Origin of the sequence: Riemerella columbina DSM 16469, from assembly GCF_000374405.1 — a bacterium.
GTDB classification, from domain to species: Bacteria; Bacteroidota; Bacteroidia; order Flavobacteriales; family Weeksellaceae; genus Riemerella; species Riemerella columbina.
Genome location: NZ_KB894234.1, coordinates 1 through 25,685, shown reverse-complemented (window position 1 = coordinate 25,685; position 25,685 = coordinate 1). Strand labels below are relative to the sequence as shown.

Genomic DNA, 25,685 nt, shown 5'->3' with positions numbered 1-25,685 from the left:
TATATGCGTCCTGCCATAAAGGGCGTGTTCTATGATAAATCTTTTGACAAAGAAAAGCACTCGGTCTATGTGAATGTAAACCAAGGCACAGAGCTAAGAAAGGCTGCTGCAGAAACCAAAGTAGAAATCCTCGGCGAACAAGCCAGTCCTATGAGCTTATTCAACATTACCGATAAAGCCACAGGCAATACAGATGGTACGCTTACCAAAGGTAAAAACGCCGAAATCAAAGGGACTTATATTAAGGTAGAGGGCAGCGACCCTAAAAATGGCATTGTCTTTAAAAACTTAGACAACAGCCAAGAAACCAAGCTCCCAATGGAAAACATCGTCCTTAATGAACCGTCGCGTTTGCTCATCCTCGTCCCAGCGGATTTACCCAATGGCAACTATGAGGTGAGCGTAACCACGCAACGGAGTAGAGGGAATGTCTTGTTAAAAGAACCGCGTACCGAGGTGCTAAGTACCCCAGTGGCAATTGTCTAAATGTCGGATACCCAGAGATACTCATGTCGGACACCAGAACATACTCATGTCGAGGTGTCCGACATTATAATGTAGAAGTGTATAAGCAATAAGCCCCTTAGATTGCCCTAGGCAGTAGGCTATAAGCTATAAGCCACTCATCACTTATTACTCACCCCTTCATTTATAATCTATCATTTAGCATTTATAATTCACTTCCTCATCCCTCAAAACTTTTAAATTAATTACCGTTTTGTTTTAAAAAAGTCTTTTATCAGTTGGCTGCATTCGGTGGCTAAAATACCCGTCATGATTTCGGTTTTGGGGTGTAGGGCTAGCCCTTTGTTGATAAAGCCTCTGGGTTCATCACGCGCACCAATAACCACCCTGGAAATTTGGCTCCACGCCAAAGCCCCCGCACACATCACACAAGGTTCTAAAGTAACATAGAGCGTACAATTAACTAGATATTTTCCGCCTAAAAAATGAGTTGCCGAAGTGATGGCTTGCATTTCGGCATGGGCTGTTACATCGTTGAGGGTTTCCGTAAGGTTATACCCTCTGGCAATAATTCGGTTATTTGAGACTATTACGCAGCCTATGGGTACCTCATCGCGTTCCATAGCCAATTGGGCTTCTTGCAACGCCTGCTTCATATAATATTCGTCTGTCATATTATAAAAAAAGCAAGAATTTCATCTTGCTTTCTTTTATCTTTTATTAGTTATTTTTTAATTTCTACACAGCCTACTCTACCCCCAGCATTCCCCGTAGGTTGGGAAGTAAAATCGTCTACTCCAGCATGGATAATAATAGATTTTCCATAGAGATTTTTAGTTTCATCACTACAGCCCAAGCACCATTTGTCTGTACTAAACACCAATCGTGCAACGCCATCTTTTCCGGCTACCAGATTGCCTATATCGCCCATATGGAAATGCTCGGTATCCCACTTCCCATGTTGATGGTCGGTAGGGTTCCAGTGTCCTCCAGCAGACTTACCGTCGGCAGAAGAGCAATCGCCAAATTCGTGAATATGGATGGCGTGTTTACCTGGGGTTAACTTATACACATTAACATCTAAAGTCACTTGTTTACCATTTTGAGATAGGGTAGCTGTTCCTTGTGTTTGTGTACCACTCTTAGGCTGAATGGCATAAGTTTTCTTAATGGAAGCACAAGACGCTACGGTTAATGCTAAAATAGCTGAACTTAATAATAAATTAATTGTTTTCATATCGTTTAAATTTGGTTAAATGTAATAATTATTTTTGTAATAGCGTTTCAATCGCACTAAAAATTTTATCGGCTTGCTTTTCATAGCCAGATTTTAGAAAGTGAACGCCATCTTGATTGGCTTCTTTTCGTCTTAAGGCTTGGTTAAAGTAGCCTTTACCCCCTAAGGCTTGATGTAAATCAAAAAAAGCAGTATGCTCTTCTTTAGCCACCGTTTCTAGCCAAGTGGCAATTTGAGCCACTCGCTCTGATTTCCTTTGATTGTCTTGGGGAGATAAAATCAAAATAGGTAGATGGGGGTTTTTACTTTTAATGTTCTTTATTAGCTGCTTTGCATTGGATTTGAACTCTTCTTCCTTAATAATACTTAATGACTCATTAGTGCCTAATGCAATTATCACTATATCAGGATTTAGGGTTTGAAGTTGTTCTATTTGCAATGGGTATTTTAGATAGTCTGCATAGGTGGCACCGTTTACCCCTACGGTATTGAATACCACGCCTTTTTCGCAATTTTTTAAGAATTGAAAGCCATAGAATATATTGCCGTTTTTTGCATGGGTCTTTAGTAATAATCGATGGGTATTCTTCGGTAATTGAATTTCGGTTCTATTGCTCGAATAGTTGGTTTTTAATATCTCTCGAACTTCATTTTCTAAAGTAGGATTGTAGATGATTTTGGTGTCTTCTACTTTAAGTAATTGACCAACCTGTGGCTTTTGCGAACGGTTTAATTGGTTCAATCTTGTAGTAGTGGTATAAAATTTTGATGCCAATTCTGGAAAAGTTTCCGAAGCGTCTACTCTATGAGTGATGATTTTTTTATCCTTTCTAATAAAATCCTTCAGATAATTGGGGGTTTCTAAAAGGCTTAAAGGCTGTCCATCCATGGCTTCATCATTAAAGATAACCACCCTATCGAAACTATCTTCTGGTGCCAGTTCCATTTCAATTAAAGCAGGGCTATGGTTACCCATCACAAACCCCGAAGCTCCCATTTGCGGAAATACATCTTGCTCATAAACAAGGCGAAAATTTTCCCAAGTGGTATTGCTATAAGAATGGATATCTTCGGGACCGTTGGAATTGGCTAAGGCATAAGGAAATACCAGCCCTCTACCCGCATTGCCAAAACGCTCTTGAAACTTATGCCGAAGTACGCCCGTCAGCCAATCGGCTTGGGTATGGGAATCACCTAAAAATAGAATTTGGGTAACGCCTTGGTTTTCTTTCAAACGATGAATAAAAGGTTCTAAAGTTTCCGAATTTTGAATTTGTGCATTAAGACTTTGCATCACCATAAGTACTAAAATCCAAGTATAGCGTATTAATTTCATCAAATATGTTTTTTGTTTTATTGTCGCAAAAATAATGCCGATGCCTATTTAACATTAGAATTGAAGATAAATTGGCATCACTTGTTCCGCAGATTTAAAATAACCATACAGTAGCAAAAATCCTAGAAATACAGCAATATAATATACGAGAGGTATTGTTTTTAACCTTTCGATTTGCTTATCAACAAAATTGTCTGGAATGAGATGGATACCCATAGCAAAGGCAATCATCCATAATACTTTTTTATAGTTGTCGTAAAACTCTGAAAATACTTTACCTTCAAAATTATAGAAAATTTGATGAAGCATGGTTTGTGCTGCTTCAAAATCTTCTGCCTTAAAGAATACCCAACCAAAACATACAAAATGGAAAGTAACCAATCCCATAATGATGCGGTAGGCTCTAGACTGGTTAATGCCCGATAACGCTTTACCCGTTAATAACATCCATATTTTATGTACCCCTAAGCCTACGCCATGGATAGCCCCCCAAATGATAAAATTCCAACTTGCGCCGTGCCAAAATCCGCCTAACAACATAGTGGTTAAGAGGTTAAAATTAGCGGCGATACCTTTGGAATTTCGAGTGATGAGTGCAGGAAGGACAAAAATCATTAAAAGCACCAATACCAAACCTCCTGAAGCTAAAGTAGAGAGATGGAATAAATTAGTCCCCATTTTGAATACTCCGATTAGAAATAAGGATACAAATAAGAATGAAGCAATAGAAAATTTACGATTTCCGCCTAAGGGAATGTACAAATAATCTTTGAGCCAAGAAGACAAAGAAATATGCCAACGGCGCCAAAACTCTGTAATATTTTTACTCTGGTAAGGGGAAAGAAAGTTCGGTGGAATTTTAAAGCCTAACCAAAGGGCAATACCAATAGCAATATCACTATACCCGCTAAAGTCGCAATAAATTACCATGGCATAACCATAAACGGCAAATAAACTTTCTACCCCAGTATGCAAGGCAGGATTATCAAAAACATAGTCTACCAAATTGAGGGTGATAAAATCTGAAATCACCAGTTTTTTAATCAACCCAGAGATAATAAGATAAAAGCCTTTCGCAAAATCCCGTTCCGAAATCACATAAGGTTGATTGATTTGTGGTACAAAATCGTGTGCTCTTACGATAGGTCCCATCATTAGTTTTGGAAAAAAAGCCAAAAACAATAGGTAGTCCGAAAATTTACGCGCAGGTTCAAAATCACCTCGGTAAACATCTATGGTATAACTTAAGTTTTCAAAAGTGTAAAAAGAAATACCGATAGGCAATAAAATATTTAATGGATGAAAATCTGTACTCAACCAATCATTAGATAAACTGATGAAAAAGTTGGTGTATTTAAAATAGAACAGCATCCCGAGATTAAAGATGATACTAAGAACTAAAAGCCCTGTTTTTTGAGATTTGTTCTGAGTTCGGTAGATAGCATTAGACAAAATAAAATCCACAATGGCAGACACAATGACTAAACCTACAAACCATCCACTGGCTTTATAAAAAAAGTATAGTGAAAAGGCACAAAACACATAGCGGCGCGCCTGATGGTGATGCCTCAATAGAAAAAACAAGGCGATAAATAAGGTAAAGAAATATACGAAAAACCCATTGTTAAATAGTAATGGATTTTTACTATCGTACAAAAACTGATGTCCAAACGCCTGCCAGTCAAACGAATTAAAAAATTGTTGTATCACCTCCATTATTTAGAACTTTGAGTGGTTTTATTATAATCTTTAATGATGGCACGGTAAAGTTTCTCACCGAGTATTTCTGCCCCTCTACCATTAGGATGTATATAGTCCTTATTGGCCAATGGTGGTTTTTCATTCGCCCAGCGGACGATACTATTTTCTCCACCCATACTTGCAAAATTATTATAGAACGCAAAGCCTTGAGTCATCGCCATCTCCGCCTGTAGTTTTAATAAATTAGGTAGTCCTACCGCTGTTTTGTATTCCCCATTATAACGGAAGGCCCTATCGGCACTGCCAATCAGTAAGAAATCTGCTTTCGGAAATGCTTTTTTCAATTTTTCTAAAACTGGAGGCATCGTTTTTCCGTAGAAAGTATAAGAAGTATCTTTCGGACGAAACATCAAATTAACCCCATATTGTAAGATGATTAAATCATAAGGATTATTTTTATTGACCGCTTGGTAAATTTCATCTTCTACCTTTCCTAATTCAATCCCAGTAATGCCACGGAAAGAAAAGTTGTCTACAAAGACGCCATAATCAGACTCAAAACTTACCCCATAAATTGGAACAGATGCAGTATTGGATTGGATAGTCACCTTATGATTATTATCTTTTGCCAAAGTCAGTCGATTCACAGCATCTTGCCCAGAAAGATTGATGGTACTGCCGTAAGCATCAATACTAGCACCTTGGGTTTTCCCAAAAATCAGTGATTTTTCAACGATAACATCTGTTTGGGTAATGGTTTTATCGGTATATGAACCTCGTCCTGCACCCGTAAATACATGCCCAGAAAGGTATAGGTTTTTAGCCCCTTTGGTCATAAAGTGGGTATCCGTCCAGCCACTAGCAGATGTGGTAACCGTAGTCCGAAAACCTGCCACATTGGAGTTGATAGGCACAAAGCCTACACCATAGCCTCCAAATTCTTGCTGTAAAAGTTTTCTTAAAGTTTGTGTCATTAAGTCCCCCTCTATCATACTGTCCCCAAAAAATGCAATACGAATTTTTCCTTTTTTCGTTTGTTTTAGGCGTTTTAATTGTTCCGTAAAATGAGGTAATGCAGGTTGTGAGGCATTAGGAATAAAGTTCGTAATTAAATCTGGAGTTTGGTACAAACTTAAGTCCTTTTTCTGTGGTTCATTGGTTGTTGTGGGTGTATCGGTTGTATTAGTCAGCCCTTTATCTGGTTTAGTTTCCTTTGTGGAAGGCGTTTTGGCAAATACTTCGGACAACAAATTGATATTATCCAATGGCTTCCAATGGAAATCTGTGATTAAAGCAATCGCTGAAATAATGAGATAAATACCAAAACCACTGAGAACTAAGGTAAAGACTCTGTAATTTTTATTTGAGTTCAAGGGTATTATTTTTATTTAAAAGTAACGCAAATTTAATTATTTTCTTATCACTCAAGCAAAAAAATATCAATTTTTGATTTAACTGATAATGAATGATGTAGAAAACATTTAAATAAAAAAGGTCTCCTAATTTATAAGAAGACCTCAATTATTTTTTTAGGATTAAAATATTGACTAGAATCTATAACCTATAGAAATACCAGACCTTACACCAGCCCATGGTCCATCTAGTTTCATATCTGCACCATTGGCATGGACACTAGTTTCATACTTTACAACAGGAATATCAAGGTCATCTAATTCTTTCTTTACCTCTTTTTGCTCTTGGGCTGTAAGCAGTCTAGAGGTTTTTCCATGGATATCTCCTGAGGCTTTACCATAGTGTGCACCAATAAACCAAGCATCAAGCACCCAGTTTTTCTGGCTACCTAAAAACCATTGGGCACCAATCATCAACCCTATATTATGTGAACTGGCAGTCCCAGATAATGTTATAGGAATATCATATTGGTTAACATCTACTGTTAAATTAAAATCTGATACTTTATAATGTGCATAACGATAATAAGGTGCTAAATAAAACCCTTGTCCATAACCCTTTTTACCTACATAATACCTTGGCTCTAAAGTAAAAGTAGTCCCACCAACGGAAACCTCTTTCAACTTTTCATCTACTCCAAACGCACCTATGTAAGGGATACCACCTTTAGCAAATAGTCCTAAATTTGCCCCAATTGAAAACTGCTTATTGATGATTCTCTCATACCCAAACTGAAAGTTTCTAAAGGCTAAAGCACTAACATTGGCTTTTACAATATTGTTTTTTTCGCTTAGATTAAAAGTATCTTGTGCGTTCGCAAAAAATGAGCTTAATACAGCTCCAAGAATAAAAATTTGTTTCATATTTATTAAGTTTGCCCAAAGATAAAAAATCCTCTACATAATTAGGTTTATATACTAATGATTATTATCAGGCAAACTCTATTTCATTCAATGTTAAATTTTAACATTTTTTAACAAAATTAACATACTAAATCGTGGTTTTTATGTTATAGTTAGTTAAAAATTATTGATTTATAAATTTGTTTTTAACTTTGCATCAAAATTTAAATGTTATGAGAAACCAAATGAGACCTCTTAAAGTAGCTATCATAAGTTTAATTTTAACTTTATGTTCCTTAAATTTAAAAGCACAAACCCATCGCTATATACAAAATCATAAAGATGTAGCTATGGAACTTTCAGAAAAATACGGCATTCCAAGTTCTGTAATTTTAGCAATCGCTTTTGTAGAGACAGGTGGCGGTAAAAGTAAAAATGCAAAACAACTGAATAATCATTTCGGTATAGTAGGTAAAAACCATAACCTGGGTTCTAGATACAAAAAATTTGAATCGGTACGAGCCAGTTACGAAGGATTCTGTAAACTTCTGACAAGAAAAAAATACTATTCTAGATTAAAAGGTAATAATGATTTTTCGGCTTGGATTGTCGCCATTGCTAAAGCAGGCTACACTACGCAACCAAAAGAATGGAAACGCCGACTGAATTTAATTTATGATAAATTCAATCTTTCCGATTTATAATTTTTAAAAAGAGTGTCCTAAATATAGAGACACTTTTTTTATATCTCTTACAAAGTTGTACAAATTAGAGATATTTCTCGCTTTTATGTCTTTCATGTATTCTCTATGTTCTTGTACTTTTCCACTTTTGTAATCAGCCTCTGCCTTTTCTATCTCATATAAAAGTGCTTCGTGTGGTTTTAGTAATTTAAGAATCTTTAATTTTTCATCAGAGTTAAACGCTAGAGGCTTTAATTTTTTATAAAAAGTTCGTGCTGATATCTCTACTGTTCAATAATCTATGTTGTTGTAAAGGGTTTTTATTTAATAGATCTTTTAAGAAAAAAACTTGAATAGACCTATTGGTAATATTTTAGTATAAAATAAAGGCGTCCGAAAATTTTCAGACACCTTTATTATTTTTAGTTCAAATCATTTTTATTGATTAAAGTCTATATCCTCTGTGGAATTGATTTTCTCGTTGATATTATTATCCTTAGGTTGTTCTTTTGGTTGACTGATTTTGGGTTTAGGATTTCTCAACTCGTCTATGGTTTGCAATCCACCTTCATCGCCATAGCCTCCCATACCTCGTAAGTCATCGCATCCATTAGTCCAGCCTGATGGCTTTATAAATTTCTCATCTGGATTGATGTTAAGGTCTTTATTTGCCCAAACTTTTTTCATAAAGATAGCCCAAATAGGCAAAGCCATTTTCGCACCTTGTCCTTCTCCAGTACTCCAGAAGTGGGTGGCTCTATCTTCCCAGCCAACCCATACACCAGTGGTTAACCTCGGTACCATTCCGATAAACCAACCGTCCGAGTTATTGTTGGTGGTTCCTGTTTTGGCTGCTATTTCTACATCTGCGCTGATGCCTCTTCTTCTTAATTCACCTGATGCAGTACCATATCTTGCCACTCCACGCATAATATCAATCATAGAATAGGCGTATTTTTCGTTCATTACTTCTTTAAGCTCTGGTTTTATTTCGGTGATTACCCTTCCATTGGCATCTTCTATACGCCAAATCATCTCGGGTTTAGTATAGTTACCGAAGTTTGCAAAGGTACTATAAGCACCCAACATCTCATAAATAGTAATATCCGAAGACCCTAGCGCAATGGTATTATTTCTAGGTAAATCACTTTCCACACCTAAATCTCTCGCTAGTCTTATCACATTATCTACACCTGCGGCTTCTATAAGTCTTGCTGCAACAGGGTTTTTAGAATGAGCTAAAGCATCTCTAATGGTAAGCATTCCTCCAGAACCTGCTACCGTCCATTTCCCTTTGGTATAGGTAGCATTAGAAATTGGAGTACAAGGCGTCATCCCTAAGTTCATAATTGCCGTAGCATAAACAAATGGTTTAAAGGTAGATCCTACCTGTCTTTTACCTTGCTTCACATGGTCGTATTGAAAGTGTTGCCAGTCGATACCTCCTACCCATGCTTTTATATCTCCCGTAGAGGGGTCCATAGACATGAGTCCTGCTTGTGCAATTTGTTTATGATAGCGGATAGAGTCCCAAGGCGTCATCTCAACTTCTTCTTGACCATTCCAAGTAAAACGCGACATCTTGGTAGGCGTATGGAAATCTAGCATAATAGAATCTTCTGAAATTCCTGCTGCTTTTAGATGTTGGTATCTTCCCGTTCTTCTCACAGCTTGCATCATAATATCATCCGCACTTTTCTTACTCACTTTATAAAACGGACGATTAGGATTTCTCTTTTGTTCTGCATCAAAGGATTTTTGTAACTGTGTTAAATGCTCTTTAATCGCTTCTTCGGCATATTGTTGCATTCTAGAATCTAGCGTGACATAGATTTTTAATCCATCTCTATATAAGTTAACCGATTTACCCGTTTTCTTTTCGTATTCTTTAAGGTAATCATTAATTTCCTTTTTTAAATAATGTTTGTAATAAGCAGAATTGCTATTTTCAATGTTTTTAATTGGGGTATAATCTACTTTTACAGGCTGTGCAATAGCGGTGTCGTAAGTGCTTTGGTTGATATATCCTGTTTCCAACATTTGTTTTAAAACGACATCTCTTCTTTTGGTAGCACGCTCAATATTTCTTAGGGGATTGTTGGCAATAGGCGCTTCTAGCATCGCGACAAACATCGCTGCCTCTGGTAATGTTAAGTCCTTAGTATGCTTATTAAAGTAGATTTTAGATGCCATTTCAATGCCGTGCGCATTATAGGTAAAATCAAACTTATTGAAATACATCGTTATGATTTCTTCTTTGGTATAGCGTTTTTCTAAACTTACAGCAACCACCCATTCTTTAAGTTTTTGCTTTACTCTTTCTATTTTGTTAGTAGACGCTTTTTTAGTAAATAATAATTTAGCTAATTGTTGCGTAATGGTAGACCCACCACCTCTGCCACCACCATAGCGTATGGCTCTAATGATAGATTTTAAGTCAATCCCAGAATGTTCCTTAAAACGCTCATCCTCTTTGGCTTGTAACGCATAAACTAAATAAGGTGGCATATCTCTGTAAGTAATAGGATCGGTTTTATCCATCTCAAACTTACCTAAGGTCACCCCATCTGAACCAATAATTTCCGAGGCTACATAAATATCTGGGTTTTCCAAATCTTTTACATCGGGCATCTCCCCCAATATGCCTTGAGAGGTTGCAAAAAATAAACCTGCTATACCTACCAGTAGTGCAATAAGTCCTAGCCAAATGAATTTGATCCATTTTTTATAACCTGTATTTTTCTTCTTTTTTGGTAAGGGAAATCCCTTTTTATTTTGTTTAGAATCCATAGTTGTATTCTATTTTATTGATTGTATTTCTATACCTAAATCCTCTATCCCATGTAAAGTATCCCTCCGCATTCCATGTTTTACCTTTAGGGTATACCTCCCATTTTTTGGAAATTGGTATTTCATTTTATATTCAAATGCTAGCTCTTTGGTGTCTCCAAAACCACTTCCTATCCAAGTGCCATCTGGATTTGCCAACCGATAGTTTAGGGTATCTATTTTACCGATTAGTTTTCCCTCTTGGTATAGCCCTGCCATAAGAAACAAATTACTATAAGGATAGTCGTTATTATTTCTTACGACAAATATAATATTTTTAGGTATTCCAGCATCGTTTATTTCAAACTGAAAATCTTGTGTTTTATTTTTTTGCCAATTATTATTAATAGAATTAATCTGGACTTCATCATTAGAACTACAAGATAGAACGATGAAACACAAGGATACCATAAATACTAATCTACCCATTATTCCCGTTGTTTTTTGGTTTTCGTTTATAGTTTTTATGTTTAGGTCTTGGCTTTCGTCCTTCCTTCTGAGAGTTGTCAGCCGCTAGTTTTGATACATTGCCTTTATCCTGATTTACTCTATCGTTATTAGACTTTTTGTATCGCGTAGACTTACCTTTATCCGAATTTCTCCGCTTAGATTTTTTAGATTTAGACTTAGGTTTTTCAAAACGATCTACACTATTTTCTTGGATTAAATCCACGGGCTTAGTTTCCTTAGCTACATAAGATTGTAACTCTTCTAGCGGTTGTGTTTTTTCGCCTTTTTTATTAATTTTAATCAACTCTTTAACCTCTTCAGTATCCAAATCATACCACGCCATTGAATTGTCTACATACGCAAACCACATTTTCTTTTTGAATACATCTATTTTAATGCAAAATGCCTTGCCTTTTTCCGTAAGTATCGTAGTATTAGTAGAGGGGAAATGATCCAATGCGTCTAAATAACTATCCAGTTCAAAATTAAGACAGCATTTTAACTTACCACATTGCCCTGCTAACTTTTGAGGGTTGATACTCAATTGCTGATAGCGTGCTGCATTGGTATTCACAGATCTAAAATCCGTAAGCCAAGTAGAACAGCATAACTCTCTACCACAAGAGCCTATTCCTCCGATTTTAGCCGCTTCTTGGCGATAGCCAATTTGCTTCATATCGATTTTTACACGAAATACAGCCGCATATTCCTTTATTAACTGACGGAAATCCACACGCCCATCAGCAGTATAAAAGAAGGTTGCTTTAGTACCATCGCCTTGGTATTCTACATCCGAAATTTTCATTTGCAGCCTAAGGCTTCGAGCAATTTTTCTTGCTTGTATTTTGGTTTGTTCTTCCTTCTCTCTAACCGAGTGCCAAGTGTCAATATCTTTTTGGTTGGCAATTCTATAAATTTTTAAACAGTCTTCTTCTCGGGCTTGTTTCTTTTTCATTTGGATTTTCACCAATTCTCCCGTAAGGCTTACTACGCCTGTATCATGACCCGGACTTGCCTCTACCGTCACCACATTTCCTACACTAAGGGGCAGATGATGCACATTTCTAAAAAATGCTTTTCTCTCATTTTTGAACCTTACCTCTACAAACTCATTTGGAGTTTTACTGGGCGACTTTATATTAGAAAGCCAATCAAAAACGCTTAATTTATAACTATTACCACAGGTATCTACACTTGCACATCCCGTAGCGGATTTAGTTCCACAATTATGGTTAGAGGTTCCGGATGCTCCACATCCACAACTCATATTGATTTTATTTATATTTAATATCTATGCAAAAATAGCATAAATTTATTTTATAGCCTTAGAATTTATTTTTTATACTCAAAACATTTCCCTCAGGAAGAAACCAAATCCCTTCTCACCTCATTGTTCAACTTTAAACAAAATAAATAATTGCCAATTAATAAAAACTAAAATTAACATAAACCCTTTATAAATAAGAATTATTTAAAATATTTTTCTAAATTAGAAAATTAAACAGTCTATTTTTTTTCTTTATTGTTTAAAAAAATGTTTATATTTGAACACTTATATATTATAAATATGAAAAAACTACTAATAACTACAAGTATTCTATGTGGGATCACCTCAGCGTATGCTGGTGGGTTTAGAGTATCCCTACAAGGCGTTAAGCAATTAGCCATGGCACATACCAGTGCCCATACAGAAGATGCTAGTGTCGCATTTTTCAATCCTGCGGGGATTTCCTTTATTCCTGCTAAATTTAGCGTGGTGGCAGGAGGCTTCGGGGCTAAAACTGAAATCACTTACCAAAACCTTAATACTTTAGAGTCTTATTCTACTCAAAACCCTATTGGTACGCCACTCTATGCGGCTTTAGCCTATAAGGTAACGGATGAAGTGTCTTTAGGTTTTAGTTTTACTACTCCATTCGGAAGTACTGTTGAATGGCCATCAGATTGGGCGGGTAAAGAAATGGTGCAGAGAATGGAACTCAAGAGTTTCTTTTTCCAACCTATGGTGTCTTTTAAATTAGCCGATTGGGTTTCCGTAGGGGGAAGCTATATCTACGCTAAAGGCTCTGTAAATTGGGATAAAGCCGTGACCAGCGTAAATGGTAAAATGAACATCAAGGACGATAAAGCCGTAGGGCATGGCTTTGGGCTAGGTTTTTATTTTAAGCCAGACGAGAATTGGGACTTTAGTGTGGCTTATCGTTCGCCAATTGATATGAAAGCCGATAATGGTACCGTTACTTTTGACATGCCAAAGTCATTATTCACACTTAGAGGACTTGATGCCAATGGACAAGACAAGTTTAAAGCTGTATTGCCACTAGCAGAAGAATATACCGTTGGTGCAACTTATAAAGTAACGCCAAGATGGCAACTATCCGCAGACTTCAACTATACAGGATGGTCTAGATACAATTCATTAACACTTGATTTTGATAAAGCCCAACTGGGCAACCAAGCGAATGACCCAACGGTTTTAGTAACTCCTAAAAACTTTAAAAACACTAAAACTTGGCGATTTGGTACGCAATATATGGTGAATGACAAGATTGCGGCAAGGCTAGGATATTACTATGATGAATCCCCATATACCGACGAGAACTTTATTCCAGAAACCCCGTCGTTTGATTCTAATGTAGTGACGGCAGGTTTAGGCTTCAAACTCAACCGTTTCGGTATTGATTTAGGAGCTGGGATGGCATTTTCAAAATCTAGAGCCGTTGAAAACGATTACTATAATTTCTACGGACAGGCTAAAGCTAAAGCGTTTTACTTTGGTTTAGGTCTTTCTTATAACGCATTTTAATATTTAGACATTATGAAAAAACTCATTATATCCTCACTTGCTATCGCTACACTATGTACGCTAAGCAGTTGTAAAACCGACTTTGAAAACGATGTAACCTCAACCGCTATTATCAATGGCGATGCTGATTTCTCAAACTTTGTAGCGATTGGAAATTCATTAACATCGGGGTATAGAGATGGTACTTTATATTCTAGCGGACAAGAAGAATCTTATCCTGCAATAATGGCTTCTCAAATGCAAAAAGCAGGAGGAGGAACATTTACCCAACCCATGATGCCGAATGATGTAGGTGGTTTTACTAATTTACCTGGATTTAACGGAAAACTTACATTACAAGTTGTAAATGGCTCTTTAGCTCCAGTACCTTCTGCTCCAGCAGCAGCATTAGATAAAGTAACGGGAACTTTTAATAATATGGGAGTACCTGGCGCTAAGTCATTTCATTTACTTGCTCCTGGGTATGGTAATCCTGCAGGACTTGCTCTTGGTAAAGCCAATCCATTCTTTGTAAGGTTTGCGTCTACGCCAAGCACTACTGTACTGAAAGATGCAATGGCACAAAAGCCTACCTTCTTCTCTCTATGGATTGGTAACAACGATGTGCTTTCTTATGCCTCGTCTGGTGGCGTAGGAGTCAACCAAACAGGTAACCTTAATCCTGCTACTTATGGTAGTAATGATATTACTGACCCTAATGTTTTAGCAGGGTCTATCAAAGGAATTTTAGATGGAATGAAAGCCGTTGGTGCTACAAAAGGAGTAATTGCCAATATTCCAAATGTAACTTCGATTCCGTTTTTTACTACGGTACCTTATAATCCAGTACCACTAGACCAAGCCACTGCTAATGCACTGAACCAAAATATGGCAGGACTTAAGCAAGTTCTTGCTGCTTATGGCGAAGGTAATAGACTTTCCACACTGAAAGCAGGTAAAAATCCGTTACTCATCAAAGATGAGAATTTAAAAGATTTATCTAAACAAATTACCCAAGCTTTAGCGGGAGCTGGAATGTCTGTTATCCAAGCAGCAGTAATTGGTAAAATTTATGGTCAAGCAAGACACGCCACTAGTGAAGATTTAGTGCCACTAACAACAAGTGGAGTGATTGGCTCTAAACCCGCTTCACCTTATGCTGTAAGCCCTATGGATAAATATGGGGTCACTTACCCATTAGAAGACGGACATGTTTTAACAAAAATAGAAAAAGAGGAAGTGCTGACTGCTACAGCAGCATACAATGCTCAGATAAAAGCATTAGCAGACGCATATGGACTAGCTTTTGTAGACGCAAATGCTAAAATGAACGAATTAGGAAATACCTCTGGGATTATGTTTGATGGCGTAAGATATACCGCCAAATATGTTACAGGAGGATCATTCTCTTTGGATGGGGTACACTTAACGGGTAGAGGCTATGCTGTAATTGCCAATGAGTTTATTAAAGCCATTAATAAAACTTATCATTCCACATTACCACAGGTTAACCCTAATGCCTATTCAGGAGTTACTTTTCCTTAAATTATAAATTACACTAAAAGCCGTTTAAAATTTTAAGCGGCTTTTTTATTATATTTTTTTTAATTTTGCACCGCCTAAAAAAAGTAAAAATGTCAAACCAACCAACCTATTTATTTAGTACAAGAACAAGTAAAGAATTATCCGAAAAAATAGCGAAGGCCTACGGTCAAGAATTGGGTAAAATCAATTTTCAATCCTTTAGCGATGGTGAATTCGAACCCGTTTTAGACCAATCTGTAAGAGGCGGAAGGGTATTTTTAATCGGGTCCACATTCCCACCTGCCGATAATCTTTTAGAATTACTATTGATGATCGACGCTGCAAAAAGAGCGTCTGCCAAAAACATTACGGTAGTATTGCCTTACTATGGTTTGGCGCGTCAAGATAGAAAAGATAAACCTAGAGCGCCAATTGGTGCAAAATTAGTCGCGAATTTATTAACTGCTGCGGGTGCCACGCGGATTATGACTATGGACCTCCACGCCGACCAAATTCAAGGTTTTTTTGAAATCCCTGTTGATCATCTTTATGCCTCCACCATTTTTGTAGATTACATCAAGTCTTTAAATTTAGACAATCTAACCATTGCATCGCCAGATATGGGAGGTGCTAAGCGTGCCAAAAATTATGCAGGACATCTGGGCGCTGAGGTGGTTATCGCCTACAAAGAACGCAAAAAAGCTAATGTAGTAGAGGAGATGTTTCTCATTGGGGATGTAGAGGGCAGAAATGTGATTTTAATTGATGATATGATAGACACTGCAGGAACCCTCTGCAAGGCGGCAAATATTTTGATAGAAAAAGGAGCCAAAAGTGTAAGAGCTATGGCAACGCATCCTGTACTTTCTGGCAAGGCTTATGAAAATATTGAAAACTCAAAAATTACGGAAGTCATTGTAACTGATACAATTCCTATCAAAAATAATTTGTCATCTAAAATAAAAGTGCTATCTTGCGCCCCATTATTTGCTGATGTGATGAAAATGGTACACGAACATAAATCCATCAGCGATAAATTTATTATCTAATTGATAAACAATCAGATAATTATAACAAGACAAACAATTTTTTAAAATTTTTATAAATGAAATCTATTACAATTCAAGGACAGAAAAGAGAAAGCGTAGGCAAAAAAGCTACGAAAGCATTACGCGATGCTGAATTAGTTCCTTGTGTTGTTTATGGAGGAAATGAACCATTACATTTTTCTACAGAGGAAAAATCATTCAAAAACTTGGTTTACACTCCAGACGCACACACGGTATCTATTGAAGTGGACGGCGAAACTATTCCTGCAGTATTACAGGACATCCAGTTTCACCCATTAACCGACAGAATTCTACACGCAGACTTCTATCAGCTAAGCGAAGATAAGCCAGTGGTAATGGAAGTGCCTGTAAGACTTACCGGTAGAGCAAGAGGTGTTGTTGCTGGTGGTGTACTTAGACAATCATTCAGAAAACTTAAAATCAAAGCATTACCATCTAACTTACCAGATGAAGTAGTGATTGATGTTACTAAACTAAGAATTGGTAACAAAGTTTATGTTGGCGACATTAAGACAGAAGATTACACATTCATGCATCCTGATAATGCAGTAGTTGTAGCAGTTAAGATGGCTAGAACTGCCCTTAAAGGAGGTGCTGCAGATGACGACGATGAAGATGAAGAAGAAGGTGCTGAAGGTGAAGCCGCTTCTAACGAAGAAGGTGGAAACGCTGAAGAATAAACCATTATTCAATAAACCTAAAAAATCCTATCAAAATTTGATAGGATTTTTTAATTATTGTCTATCTTTGCACAAATTTAATCAGAAAAATTTTGATATTAACATCTAAATCGAAGGCTGTTTTTTGTTGCTTTATGACTATAAAGCAGTGTTCTTCTTTTTAGTTATTATATAGATTACTTAATACTTACTAGATACCACACACTGCTAAAGTTTCTAGCAGTGTTTTTTTATTTAATGATGTTTTAAAATGAAAGAAAAATTTATTCACCATTTATACCAACAACACTTACATACGGAGTGCATCAATAAGAAACAAATCGAAAATTTTGTAGAAAATTATTTTTGTTTTTTGTTTCAGACGCAACCCACCAAATGTGGAGAGCAAGAAATCATCCATAATTATGAAAAATTAAAAGATGATTTCTGCCAGATTGTGTGTTTTATCGATGCTGAAAAGGCTGAACAGATTACTCATGAGATTTTCGAGAAAAAAATTCCTGAGATTTTTGAACAACTTACGGAAGACGCTCATTTTTTCTTAGAAAGTGATCCAGCCGCATATTCTTTGAGAGAAATCCAATTGACTTACCCTGGTTTTTTTGCCATAGCGGTATATCGTTTGTCGCATTTGTTATATCAATGGGAAGTCCCAATTTTACCTCGAATGTTTAGCGAATATGCTCATAGTAAAACGGGGATTGATATCCACCCTGGGGCAAAAATAGGAGTTCCCTTCTTCATAGACCATGGTACGGGTATTGTAGTGGGGGAGACTACGATTATTGGCGATCGAGTAAAGATGTATCAAGGAGTTACTCTTGGGGCTTTATGGGTTTCAAAAGAAAAAGCTCACAGCAAGCGACATCCTACCATAGAAGATGAGGTAGTCATTTATTCTGGAGCAACTATTTTGGGAGGAGATACTACTATCGGACGACGCTGTGTAATTGGAGGGAATGCGTGGATTGTCAAAAGTGTAGAACCATTATCAAAAGTCTTTCATAAAGGACAAATCGTAATTAAAGAATCTGAAACGGAACATCAACCTATTAACTTTATTATCTAACAAAAATCAATTATTATGAAAATCAACAACATTTTAGAAAGTATCGGGAATACACCCGAAGTGAAAATCAACCACCTTTTTACCAATATAGAGGTATGGATGAAATTGGAACGCAGTAACCCTGGGGGAAGTATCAAAGACCGTATTGCTTTGGCAATGGTAGAAGATGCCGAAGCCTCTGGAAAACTAAAAAAAGGAATGACCATTATTGAACCAACTTCAGGGAATACAGGGGTAGGACTGGCTATGGTGGCGGCTGTAAAAGGCTATGAGATTACCCTTGTAATGCCCGAATCGATGAGTGTGGAAAGGAGATTCCTAATGCAAGCTTATGGTGCCAAGTTCATATTGACTCCAAAAGAAAAAGGAATGAAGGGAGCGATAGAAAAGGCTCAGGAATTGGTAAATGAAAATGCCAACTATTGGATGCCTCAGCAGTTTGAGAATCCTTCTAATCCTGAGGTACATACTCGTACCACTGCTATAGAAATCATTAAAGATTTTCCTGAAGGGCTGGATTATCTCATCACAGGTGTGGGGACGGGTGGACATATTTCTGGAGTTTCCAAAATCCTAAAGCAACACTTTCCAAATTTGAAAACTTACGCTGTAGAACCTGAAACCTCTCCCGTATTGAGTGGAGGAGAAGCAGGACCTCATCCGATACAAGGAATAGGTGCAGGATTTGTTCCCAAGACTTATGATGCAAGCGTTATTGATGGAGTAATCACGGTTTCTAAAGAAAAAGCCTTTGAGTTTGCTCGCCTATTGGCTCAAAAAGAAGGAGTTTTAGGTGGTATTTCAACGGGGGCATCTCTTGCAGCTATTGATAAGATTCAGTCTGAACTGCCTAAAGGAGCTAAAGTTCTTACTTTTAATTACGATACAGGGGAGCGCTATGGTTCAGTGGAAGGGTTGTATTAAACCTAAAAAATCCTATCAAAATTTGATAGGATTTTTTGTTGCTTTTTATTTGATAACTTACCGCTCTATAAAGTTATTGTATTTTCTTACTCTCGCTTCATAGCGTTCATCTGCTTGTTTTTTGCTTTTTTGGTCAAAACTATCGTACAACTTTGGGTGTGTCCTATTATAGAACGAAGCTTTTACCAATTCAAGAAACTTATTATAACTCTTTACATCGCTGATATTTTCTTTCTTTAAGTTTAAATCTTCTATTCCTTTATTGGATTTTTGGATTGCTACCAATTCTATTTTTACATCTCCTGTGCTATCTTCTGCAGATAATACCAAACCTGGTAACCCAACTAATTTAAACGGACCCGCAGGAATAGGAATTTCATTGGTGTACCAAACCGTGTAAGTTCTTCCAGATAATTCCGTAGTCGCTTTATGGCATAAAAATGGACCAATGGTTTTAGTCCCTTCTAATAACTGCCATTGGGGAGCGGTGGTAGAGTATCTGAACCACTCTGTTACCACATTTAAGTATTGCTTAATAGATTTTTCATCTAAATCTACTGTTATATACTCTCGTTGATGCCCTCCCCGTTTTTTATTTCCCATTAGAAATGTAAGATCACCTAAGCTTTCTACTTTTGTAACATTATCTAATGAATCATTATAAATTTTTAAAGGCGATATATAAACTGAGCGTTTAGCGTCCTTAATATAAAGACTCATATCATAAGGCTTTACATGTTCCATACTTACCGCAGAGTCTATTCTGTGCCATACTCGATAATCTATTTTATATTGACCAAAATAAAATTGACCTATCAACAATAAAATCACATATAATAATCTCATAAATTTAATTTTTAAACTTTCCAAAAATCTCTATCTAGACTACGATATTGTATGGCTTCTGCAATATGGTGTGAATGAATTGCCTCTGAATTTTCTAAATCCGCGATAGTTCTGGCGACTTTTAATATTCTATCATAAGCTCTGGCAGAAAGATTGAGTTTTTCCATAGCGGTTTTTATTAAATTTAATGAGGCTTCATCTAAAGCACAAAATCGTTCTATTTCCTTAGGGCCAATTTGAGCATTATAACTGATGGGTAAATCTTTATAGCGTTCTTCTTGTATTTTTCTAGCCTTTAATACTCGGGCTCTAATCGCTTCGCTAGGCTCCCCTTTGCGGCGGTCTGCCAATTGTTCAAACTCTACTTTCTGAACTTCTATATGGATATCTATTCTATCCAATAAAGGTCCAGATAGCTTATTGAGATAGCGTTGCATTTCAAAAGCCGACGAAGTATTATTGGGGTCGTCAGGAAAAAAGCCACTTGGACTCGGATTCATAGAGGCCACCAACATAAAACTGGCAGGATAGTTTACCGTAAACTTGGCTCTGGAAATGGTCACCTCCCTATCTTCTAACGGTTGGCGCATCACTTCTAAAACAGTGCGTTTAAACTCGGGCATTTCATCGAGGAACAATACCCCATTATGAGCCAAAGAAATTTCACCAGGCTGAGGATAGCCACCGCCACCTACTAATGCCACATCTGAAATGGTATGGTGTGGTGCCCTAAAAGGTCTCACCGTCATTAATGAAGTTTCTGTTCCCATTTTACCTGCCACGGAATGAATTTTAGTCGTTTCTAAAGCTTCTTTTAAAGTTAATGGAGGCAGGATGCTCGGAATCCTTTTTGCAAGCATGGTTTTACCACTTCCTGGTGGACCGATTAAAATGATATTATGCCCTCCAGCAGCAGCGACCTCCATCGCTCGTTTGGCAGTTTCTTGTCCTTTGACTTCTGAAAAATCAAATGGGAATTGGTTGATTTTATTCTGAAATTCTTCTCTGGTGTTAATAACGGTAGCTTCTAACGGTCGGTTTTCATTAAAAAACTCGATGACTTCCTTAATGTTTTCTACACCGTAGACTTCTAAATCATTAACGATTGCTGCTTCTCTAGTGTTTTGTTTTGGAAGTATCATCCCTTTAAAACCTTCTTCCCTCGCTTTGATGGCAATGGGTAATACGCCTTTTATGGGCTGAAGTCCGCCATCTAAGGAGAGTTCTCCCATAATAATATAGCGGTGTAAATCTTCAGCGACAATCTGTTCCGATGCTGCCAAAATCCCAATAGCAATGCTCAAGTCATACGCCGAGCCTTCTTTCCTAAGGTCGGCAGGTGCCATATTAATGGTGATTTTTTTACCTGGTAATTTGTACCCCACATTTTTGAGTGCCGCAGAAATTCTATGGCTACTTTCTTTAATGGCATTATCTGGTAAGCCTACCAAATGATAGCCCACCCCTTTGTCTACATTCACTTCAATAGTTATCGTTTGAGCAGATACCCCGTGAATGGCACTTCCATAAACTTTTACCAACATAGCAATCAATTTGGTAGTAAATATACAAATTTTTTTTACATCGTTTTACTTTCTAATACCCCCTCTACTAAAAATCTAATTCGATAAAAATAAAAAGACCTTTACACGGATGCGAAAAGTCTTTTAAATGGTTTTTAAATGATTTTGAACTTTTCTAATAGAGATTTTTGGGCTTGTTCATATTGCTTAAAATTTAAGGATTTTATAGTTATTACCCATATTTTTTAAATTTGTATTAGTTATTTTCTGTTTTTACCTTGTTAGCTTCTATATCTCCCTTGTAGGTATGCGTATTTTTCTCGTTGGTATGGTCATTGCCCCTGTTGGTTTCTATATCTCCCCTATAGGTATGTGTATTTCCCTCGTTGGTGCGGTTATTCCCCCTATTGGTTTCTATATCTGCTTGGTTAGCTGGGTTAAAGGCAAAGCTATTTATGACGATTTTGGTAAAAAAGCACGAATAATATGGTAATGCCAGAAGTTTTTAGCAATTAGTTTATCTATTCCTTAATAAATACTAGACCCTCGCCAAAGTCTTGTTTAACATTGCTTACACTGATGGCGTGTTCTGTTTTTTTTTTAGTCCATCGATAAAAAACGAGGTTTCAAAAAACTGGCGGTGAATGCCAGGAAGTAGGCTTATAAAATAAGCCCGCCCCACCTTATTATTGTGTAAGTCCATTGCTTTTTCTAACGGAGGATTGGGAAATAATTCTTCGTGGAGGTCGGTAAATGCCTCAGTAAATGCTAATGATTTTTTGGGGGAAGAGATTTTACAGCAATACATCAAAATTAAACAGTTCCAATAGGCATGTCTGAACGCATTGCCTTTTCCATTATTACTTGCGGTATGGGGATAGATGCGCTGGGCTTTTCTATATGCCTTAGCTGTGGCATAGATGGCGAGTATAAAAAATAAAGGATGCCTAAGAAATAGGCTAAACAACCTAACCATTTTCTTAAACGAAAGTGCCCTTAGTGCGTTAAAAAAAACCGTAATTACTTTCATGGGATTTTATAAAAACCCTTGCTAAACTTAAAGATTAACAAGGCTATAATGTAATGCTAAAGTTTTTAATTTATTTGTTCATCAATAACTTAACTGTTTTTGAAATGGTTTCTCTAGCGTCCCTTCTATGAACAATAAAGTCTACAAAGCCTTTTTCTTTTAAAAACTCTGAAGTTTGGAAGCCTTCTGGCAAATCTCTACCAATAGTTTCCCTAATCACCCGTGGCCCAGCAAAACCGATAAGAGCTCCCGGTTCTGCCATAATAATATCCGCTGTCATCGCAAAAGAAGCCGTGATTCCTCCAAATGTGGGATCTGTAAGATATGCAATATAGGGTAAGCCAGCTTCAGATAGCTGAACCAATTTAGCTTGAACTTTTGCCATTTGCATCAAGGAATGAGCTGCTTCTTGCATTCTTGCCCCTCCAGACTGGCAAATAATCATATACGGTAATTTCTTTTTCATAGCGTAGTCTACCGCTCTACGGATTTTCTCCCCCATTACAGAGCCTAAAGACCCTCCAATAAATTTAAAATCCATACAAGAAATTACAATTTCGGTATCGTTTACCTTACCTACGGCATTGCGGATAGAATCTTTGAGTTTCGTTTTAGATTTAGCCTCTTTCAATCTGTCTACATAAGGTTTGGTATCTTTAAACTTAAGGATATCCACACTTTCTACTTTGGTATCCAATTCTTTGAATTTTCCTCCATCAAAAAGGATATTAAAATACTCCTCACTTCCGATGCGAACATGAAAACCATCTTCTGGAGATACGAAATGGTTGGCTTTCAGCTCATCATATTCTATGATTTTCCCTGTGGGTGTTTTGTGCCAAAGCCCTTTCGGGATGTCCTTTTTTTCTTCTGTAGAAGTGGTTATATTTTTAGTTTTTCTCTTGAACCAATCAAATGCCATAGCCGTATAATTTTATTTTAATGATTAAAAATCAGCTTATTCAACCTACTGCCCCACCAATAAGTGGGGCATAGCAAGTTGTAATAATAAGCAAAAATACAAGTTTTTTTTAATTACCCTAATATCTTATAAGGTATTTACATTGTTAAGGTCTTCAAAGGCTTGTACCAATCTTTTACCGAAAGTTTCCTCACCTTTTCTTAGCCATACTCTTGGGTCGTAGATTTTTTTGTTTGGCAAGTCGGCACCCTCTGGATTACCAATTTGAGTTCTTAGGTATTCGATTTTTTCGGTCATATAATCGCGGATACCTTCTGTATAAGCGAATTGCAAGTCGGTATCGATGTTCATCTTAATCACACCATAGTCAATTGCTTCTCTAATTTCTTCTAAAGTAGACCCAGACCCACCATGGAATACAAAGTTGACTGGCTTCTCCCCTGTTCCGAATTTTTCTTGAACATATTTTTGAGAGTTCAATAAAATTTCTGGTGTTAATTTTACATTTCCTGGTTTGTATACGCCATGTACATTACCAAACGCTGCCGCAATAGTAAAGTGATCTGAAATTTTCTTTAAAACTTCATAAGTATACGCCACATCTTCTGGCTGTGTATATAATTTAGAATTGTCTACATCGGTATTGTCTACACCATCTTCTTCTCCTCCAGTAACGCCAATTTCTACTTCTAAAGTCATGTCCATTTTTGCCATTCTCTCGAAGTATTTAGCCGAGATTTCTAGGTTTTCTTCTAAAGATTCTTCAGAAAGGTCTAGCATATGCGAAGAATATAATGGTTTACCATTTTCTTTATAGAATTGCTCTCCTGCGTCTAACAATCCATCAATCCAAGGTAATAATTTTTTAGCACAGTGGTCGGTGTGTAAAATTACCGTTGCCCCATAGGCTTCTGCTAAAGTATGGATGTGTTTTGCACCTGCTACCGCACCTAAAATAGCGGCTTGTTGCCCGTCATTGCTAAGACCTTTACCCGCGTTGAATGCTGCACCTCCGTTTGAAAATTGGATAATCACTGGGGCGTTCAGTTTAGCTGCGGTTTCCATAGTGGCATTGATGTTACTAGAGCCAATGACATTCACTGCTGGAAGTGCAAACTTATTTTCTTTAGCGTATTGAAAAATGTCGCTAACCATTGAACCTGTGGCTACACCTGCCGGGAATTTTCTACTCATAATTTTATTATATTTGATATTATTTAAGTTTTTATATAAAGTTTCATAATGTTATAGATAGTATTCTATCCTAATAAAAAAGTGTTTTTTTGTTCTAACACAAATAAAAATAATTATGAAAATTCAACCACGAATATAAGCATTCGTCAGCAAATTCAAAAATTTAAGACTATATATTTTACAGAATAATGGGAAGAGCATTTTCTTCTCTTTATTTCTAAAAGGTAAAATGTATATATTAGTCCTTCGACCAGTTTTATATAGTACAGATCACTATCGAAAACCATCCTATTTTTTTGACATTAACTGCATCAATAATATCAAAGTCTTTTCCTTTCTTTTATAAAATCAGTAGGGCGAATTCCATTGATTTCTAAGAACAAATCTGAGAAGTTTTGGCGTGAGGAAATACCGCATTTTTCAGCTAATGCTTCTACAGTTAGATTAAGAATTTTTTTGTCAATATACATTTGTTGGGTAATATAGTTGATACGCAACTCAGCAATATATTTGGAGAAACTAATATTTTTATTTTCATTAATTACTTGGGAGAGATATTTGGAGTTAGTTTCTAATTTTTCAGACAGTTTTTTTAAAGTTAATCCCTTTTCTGTAAAACCTAATTCACTTTCAAAGGTTTCTAATTTTTGTAAAATATCATTATAAATTTTCTTATCCATAATAGGATTAGGAGGTGGTAATACTTCCAATGTTTGCACTGGCGCAATTGAAGGATTAGTTTTCAGTTTTTCTTCTAGGGCAGCGTATGTTTTTCGGATGTGTCTTACTTTTTTGTAATGAAAGTATATAAGAAGACATAATATGAAGATAAGGATGATAATTGAAATGATAAAAAAGTTGGTTATTTTTGTTTCACGCAAATAAAAATAATTATGCAAATTTATCATTCAAACGCCACNACGAATATAAACATTCGTCAGCAAATTCAAAAATCTAAGGCTACTAATTTTGAGTTAGCCCAGCAATTTAACACATCGCAACAAACCGTTTCTAAGTGGAAAAATAGAATTTCTCTTAAAGACAAATCCTCCAGACCTAAATCCATCAGGTATGCTCTAACCGATGAACAAACCGCATTGGCTATCAGCTTGAGAAAGTCCACTTGGATGAGCTTAAATGAAGTCTGGGAAGCCCTGCTAAC

General features: G+C 36.7%; 23 protein-coding genes. 8 read left to right on the top strand and 15 right to left on the bottom strand.

What is annotated here, in order from left to right; all coding sequences use genetic code 11:
* Positions 1-486: DUF4469 domain-containing protein (locus C237_RS0106265; protein WP_018675648.1), on the top strand; the 486-nt coding region annotated here is incomplete at its 5' end.
* Between the two features lie 224 nt (positions 487-710).
* On the opposite strand, the gene C237_RS0106260 is transcribed toward C237_RS0106265, so the two are convergent.
* From C237_RS0106260 to C237_RS0106235, 6 genes are all read right to left on the bottom strand, one after another.
* Positions 711-1,139, bottom strand: coding sequence for a nucleoside deaminase (locus tag C237_RS0106260; protein ID WP_018675647.1), 429 nt, complete (start codon positions 1,137-1,139; stop codon positions 711-713).
* 50 nt (positions 1,140-1,189) lie between these two features.
* A complete protein-coding gene (locus C237_RS0106255) occupies positions 1,190-1,702 on the bottom strand; it encodes a superoxide dismutase family protein (RefSeq protein ID WP_018675646.1) in 513 nt (170 codons plus the stop codon).
* 28 nt (positions 1,703-1,730) lie between these two features.
* The gene (locus C237_RS0106250; protein ID WP_018675645.1) at positions 1,731-3,038 is read right to left on the bottom strand and encodes a DUF459 domain-containing protein; all 1,308 of its coding nucleotides are present in this window, start codon (positions 3,036-3,038) and stop codon (positions 1,731-1,733) included.
* A 54-nt stretch (positions 3,039-3,092) separates the two neighbouring features.
* Positions 3,093-4,754 (bottom strand): MBOAT family O-acyltransferase, encoded by a 1,662-nt coding sequence (locus C237_RS0106245; protein ID WP_018675644.1) that lies wholly within the window; start codon positions 4,752-4,754, stop codon positions 3,093-3,095.
* Positions 4,754-6,112 carry an SGNH/GDSL hydrolase family protein gene (locus C237_RS0106240; protein WP_018675643.1) on the bottom strand — a complete coding sequence of 453 codons (1,359 nt, stop codon included), beginning with the start codon at positions 6,110-6,112 and terminating at the stop codon, positions 4,754-4,756. The genes C237_RS0106245 and C237_RS0106240 overlap by 1 nt, the downstream gene beginning before the upstream one ends.
* A 174-nt stretch (positions 6,113-6,286) precedes the next feature.
* Positions 6,287-7,015 carry a hypothetical protein gene (locus tag C237_RS0106235; protein ID WP_018675642.1) on the bottom strand — a complete coding sequence of 243 codons (729 nt, stop codon included), beginning with the start codon at positions 7,013-7,015 and terminating at the stop codon, positions 6,287-6,289.
* 212 nt (positions 7,016-7,227) lie between these two features.
* Here C237_RS0106235 and C237_RS0106230 point away from each other — a divergent pair, with 212 nt between their 5' ends.
* Positions 7,228-7,698, top strand: a complete 471-nt coding sequence (locus tag C237_RS0106230; protein ID WP_018675641.1) for a glucosaminidase domain-containing protein — start codon at positions 7,228-7,230, stop codon at positions 7,696-7,698.
* Between the two features lie 417 nt (positions 7,699-8,115).
* Here C237_RS0106230 and C237_RS0106225 read toward each other — a convergent pair whose 3' ends face one another.
* Genes C237_RS0106225 through C237_RS0106215 form a run of 3 tightly spaced genes read right to left on the bottom strand, consistent with a single transcriptional unit; the run spans position 8,116 to position 12,223 of the window.
* Positions 8,116-10,467, bottom strand: a complete 2,352-nt coding sequence (locus C237_RS0106225) for a transglycosylase domain-containing protein (RefSeq protein ID WP_018675640.1) — start codon at positions 10,465-10,467, stop codon at positions 8,116-8,118.
* A 9-nt stretch (positions 10,468-10,476) separates the two neighbouring features.
* Positions 10,477-10,935 (bottom strand): gliding motility lipoprotein GldH, encoded by a 459-nt coding sequence (locus tag C237_RS0106220; RefSeq protein ID WP_026315528.1) that lies wholly within the window; start codon positions 10,933-10,935, stop codon positions 10,477-10,479.
* Positions 10,928-12,223, bottom strand: a complete 1,296-nt coding sequence (locus C237_RS0106215; protein ID WP_018675638.1) for a PSP1 domain-containing protein — start codon at positions 12,221-12,223, stop codon at positions 10,928-10,930. Before C237_RS0106215 ends, C237_RS0106220 begins: the two co-directional genes overlap by 8 nt.
* 300 nt (positions 12,224-12,523) lie before the next feature.
* On the opposite strand from C237_RS0106215, the gene C237_RS0106210 reads away from it, so the two are divergent.
* The 6 genes from C237_RS0106210 (at position 12,524) to cysK (ending at position 19,008) form a co-directional block, all read left to right on the top strand.
* Entirely contained in the window at positions 12,524-13,762 is a 1,239-nt protein-coding gene (locus tag C237_RS0106210) for an OmpP1/FadL family transporter (RefSeq protein ID WP_018675637.1), read from the top strand.
* A gap of 12 nt (positions 13,763-13,774) precedes the next feature.
* Positions 13,775-15,286, top strand: a complete 1,512-nt coding sequence (locus C237_RS0106205) for an SGNH/GDSL hydrolase family protein (RefSeq protein ID WP_018675636.1) — start codon at positions 13,775-13,777, stop codon at positions 15,284-15,286.
* 89 nt (positions 15,287-15,375) lie between these two features.
* The gene (locus C237_RS0106200; protein ID WP_018675635.1) at positions 15,376-16,314 is read left to right on the top strand and encodes a ribose-phosphate pyrophosphokinase; all 939 of its coding nucleotides are present in this window, start codon (positions 15,376-15,378) and stop codon (positions 16,312-16,314) included.
* 56 nt (positions 16,315-16,370) lie between these two features.
* Entirely contained in the window at positions 16,371-17,015 is a 645-nt protein-coding gene (locus C237_RS0106195) for a 50S ribosomal protein L25/general stress protein Ctc (RefSeq protein ID WP_018675634.1), read from the top strand.
* A gap of 250 nt (positions 17,016-17,265) precedes the next feature.
* Complete coding sequence (gene epsC / locus C237_RS0106190; protein ID WP_018675633.1) at positions 17,266-18,084, top strand: serine O-acetyltransferase EpsC; 819 nt, start codon at positions 17,266-17,268, stop codon at positions 18,082-18,084.
* Between the two features lie 15 nt (positions 18,085-18,099).
* The gene (cysK, locus tag C237_RS0106185) at positions 18,100-19,008 is read left to right on the top strand and encodes a cysteine synthase A (RefSeq protein ID WP_018675632.1); all 909 of its coding nucleotides are present in this window, start codon (positions 18,100-18,102) and stop codon (positions 19,006-19,008) included.
* A gap of 57 nt (positions 19,009-19,065) precedes the next feature.
* Here cysK and C237_RS0106180 read toward each other — a convergent pair whose 3' ends face one another.
* From C237_RS0106180 to C237_RS0106150, 6 genes are all read right to left on the bottom strand, one after another.
* Positions 19,066-19,854 carry a GLPGLI family protein gene (locus C237_RS0106180; protein ID WP_018675631.1) on the bottom strand — a complete coding sequence of 263 codons (789 nt, stop codon included), beginning with the start codon at positions 19,852-19,854 and terminating at the stop codon, positions 19,066-19,068.
* A gap of 11 nt (positions 19,855-19,865) precedes the next feature.
* Positions 19,866-21,398 carry a YifB family Mg chelatase-like AAA ATPase gene (locus C237_RS0106175; RefSeq protein ID WP_018675630.1) on the bottom strand — a complete coding sequence of 511 codons (1,533 nt, stop codon included), beginning with the start codon at positions 21,396-21,398 and terminating at the stop codon, positions 19,866-19,868.
* Between the two features lie 550 nt (positions 21,399-21,948).
* A complete protein-coding gene (locus C237_RS13640; RefSeq protein WP_018675628.1) occupies positions 21,949-22,407 on the bottom strand; it encodes a DUF6973 domain-containing protein in 459 nt (152 codons plus the stop codon).
* A 70-nt stretch (positions 22,408-22,477) separates the two neighbouring features.
* On the bottom strand, positions 22,478-23,329 hold the full coding sequence (gene accD, locus C237_RS0106160) for an acetyl-CoA carboxylase, carboxyltransferase subunit beta (RefSeq protein ID WP_018675627.1): 852 nt from the start codon (positions 23,327-23,329) through the stop codon (positions 22,478-22,480).
* 126 nt (positions 23,330-23,455) lie between these two features.
* Positions 23,456-24,523: a class II fructose-bisphosphate aldolase gene (gene fbaA, locus C237_RS0106155; RefSeq protein ID WP_018675626.1), complete on the bottom strand. Its 1,068-nt coding sequence runs from the start codon at positions 24,521-24,523 to the stop codon at positions 23,456-23,458.
* Between the two features lie 320 nt (positions 24,524-24,843).
* A complete protein-coding gene (locus C237_RS0106150) occupies positions 24,844-25,233 on the bottom strand; it encodes a helix-turn-helix domain-containing protein (protein ID WP_245539705.1) in 390 nt (129 codons plus the stop codon).
* Positions 25,234-25,685: the final 452 nt, after the last annotated feature.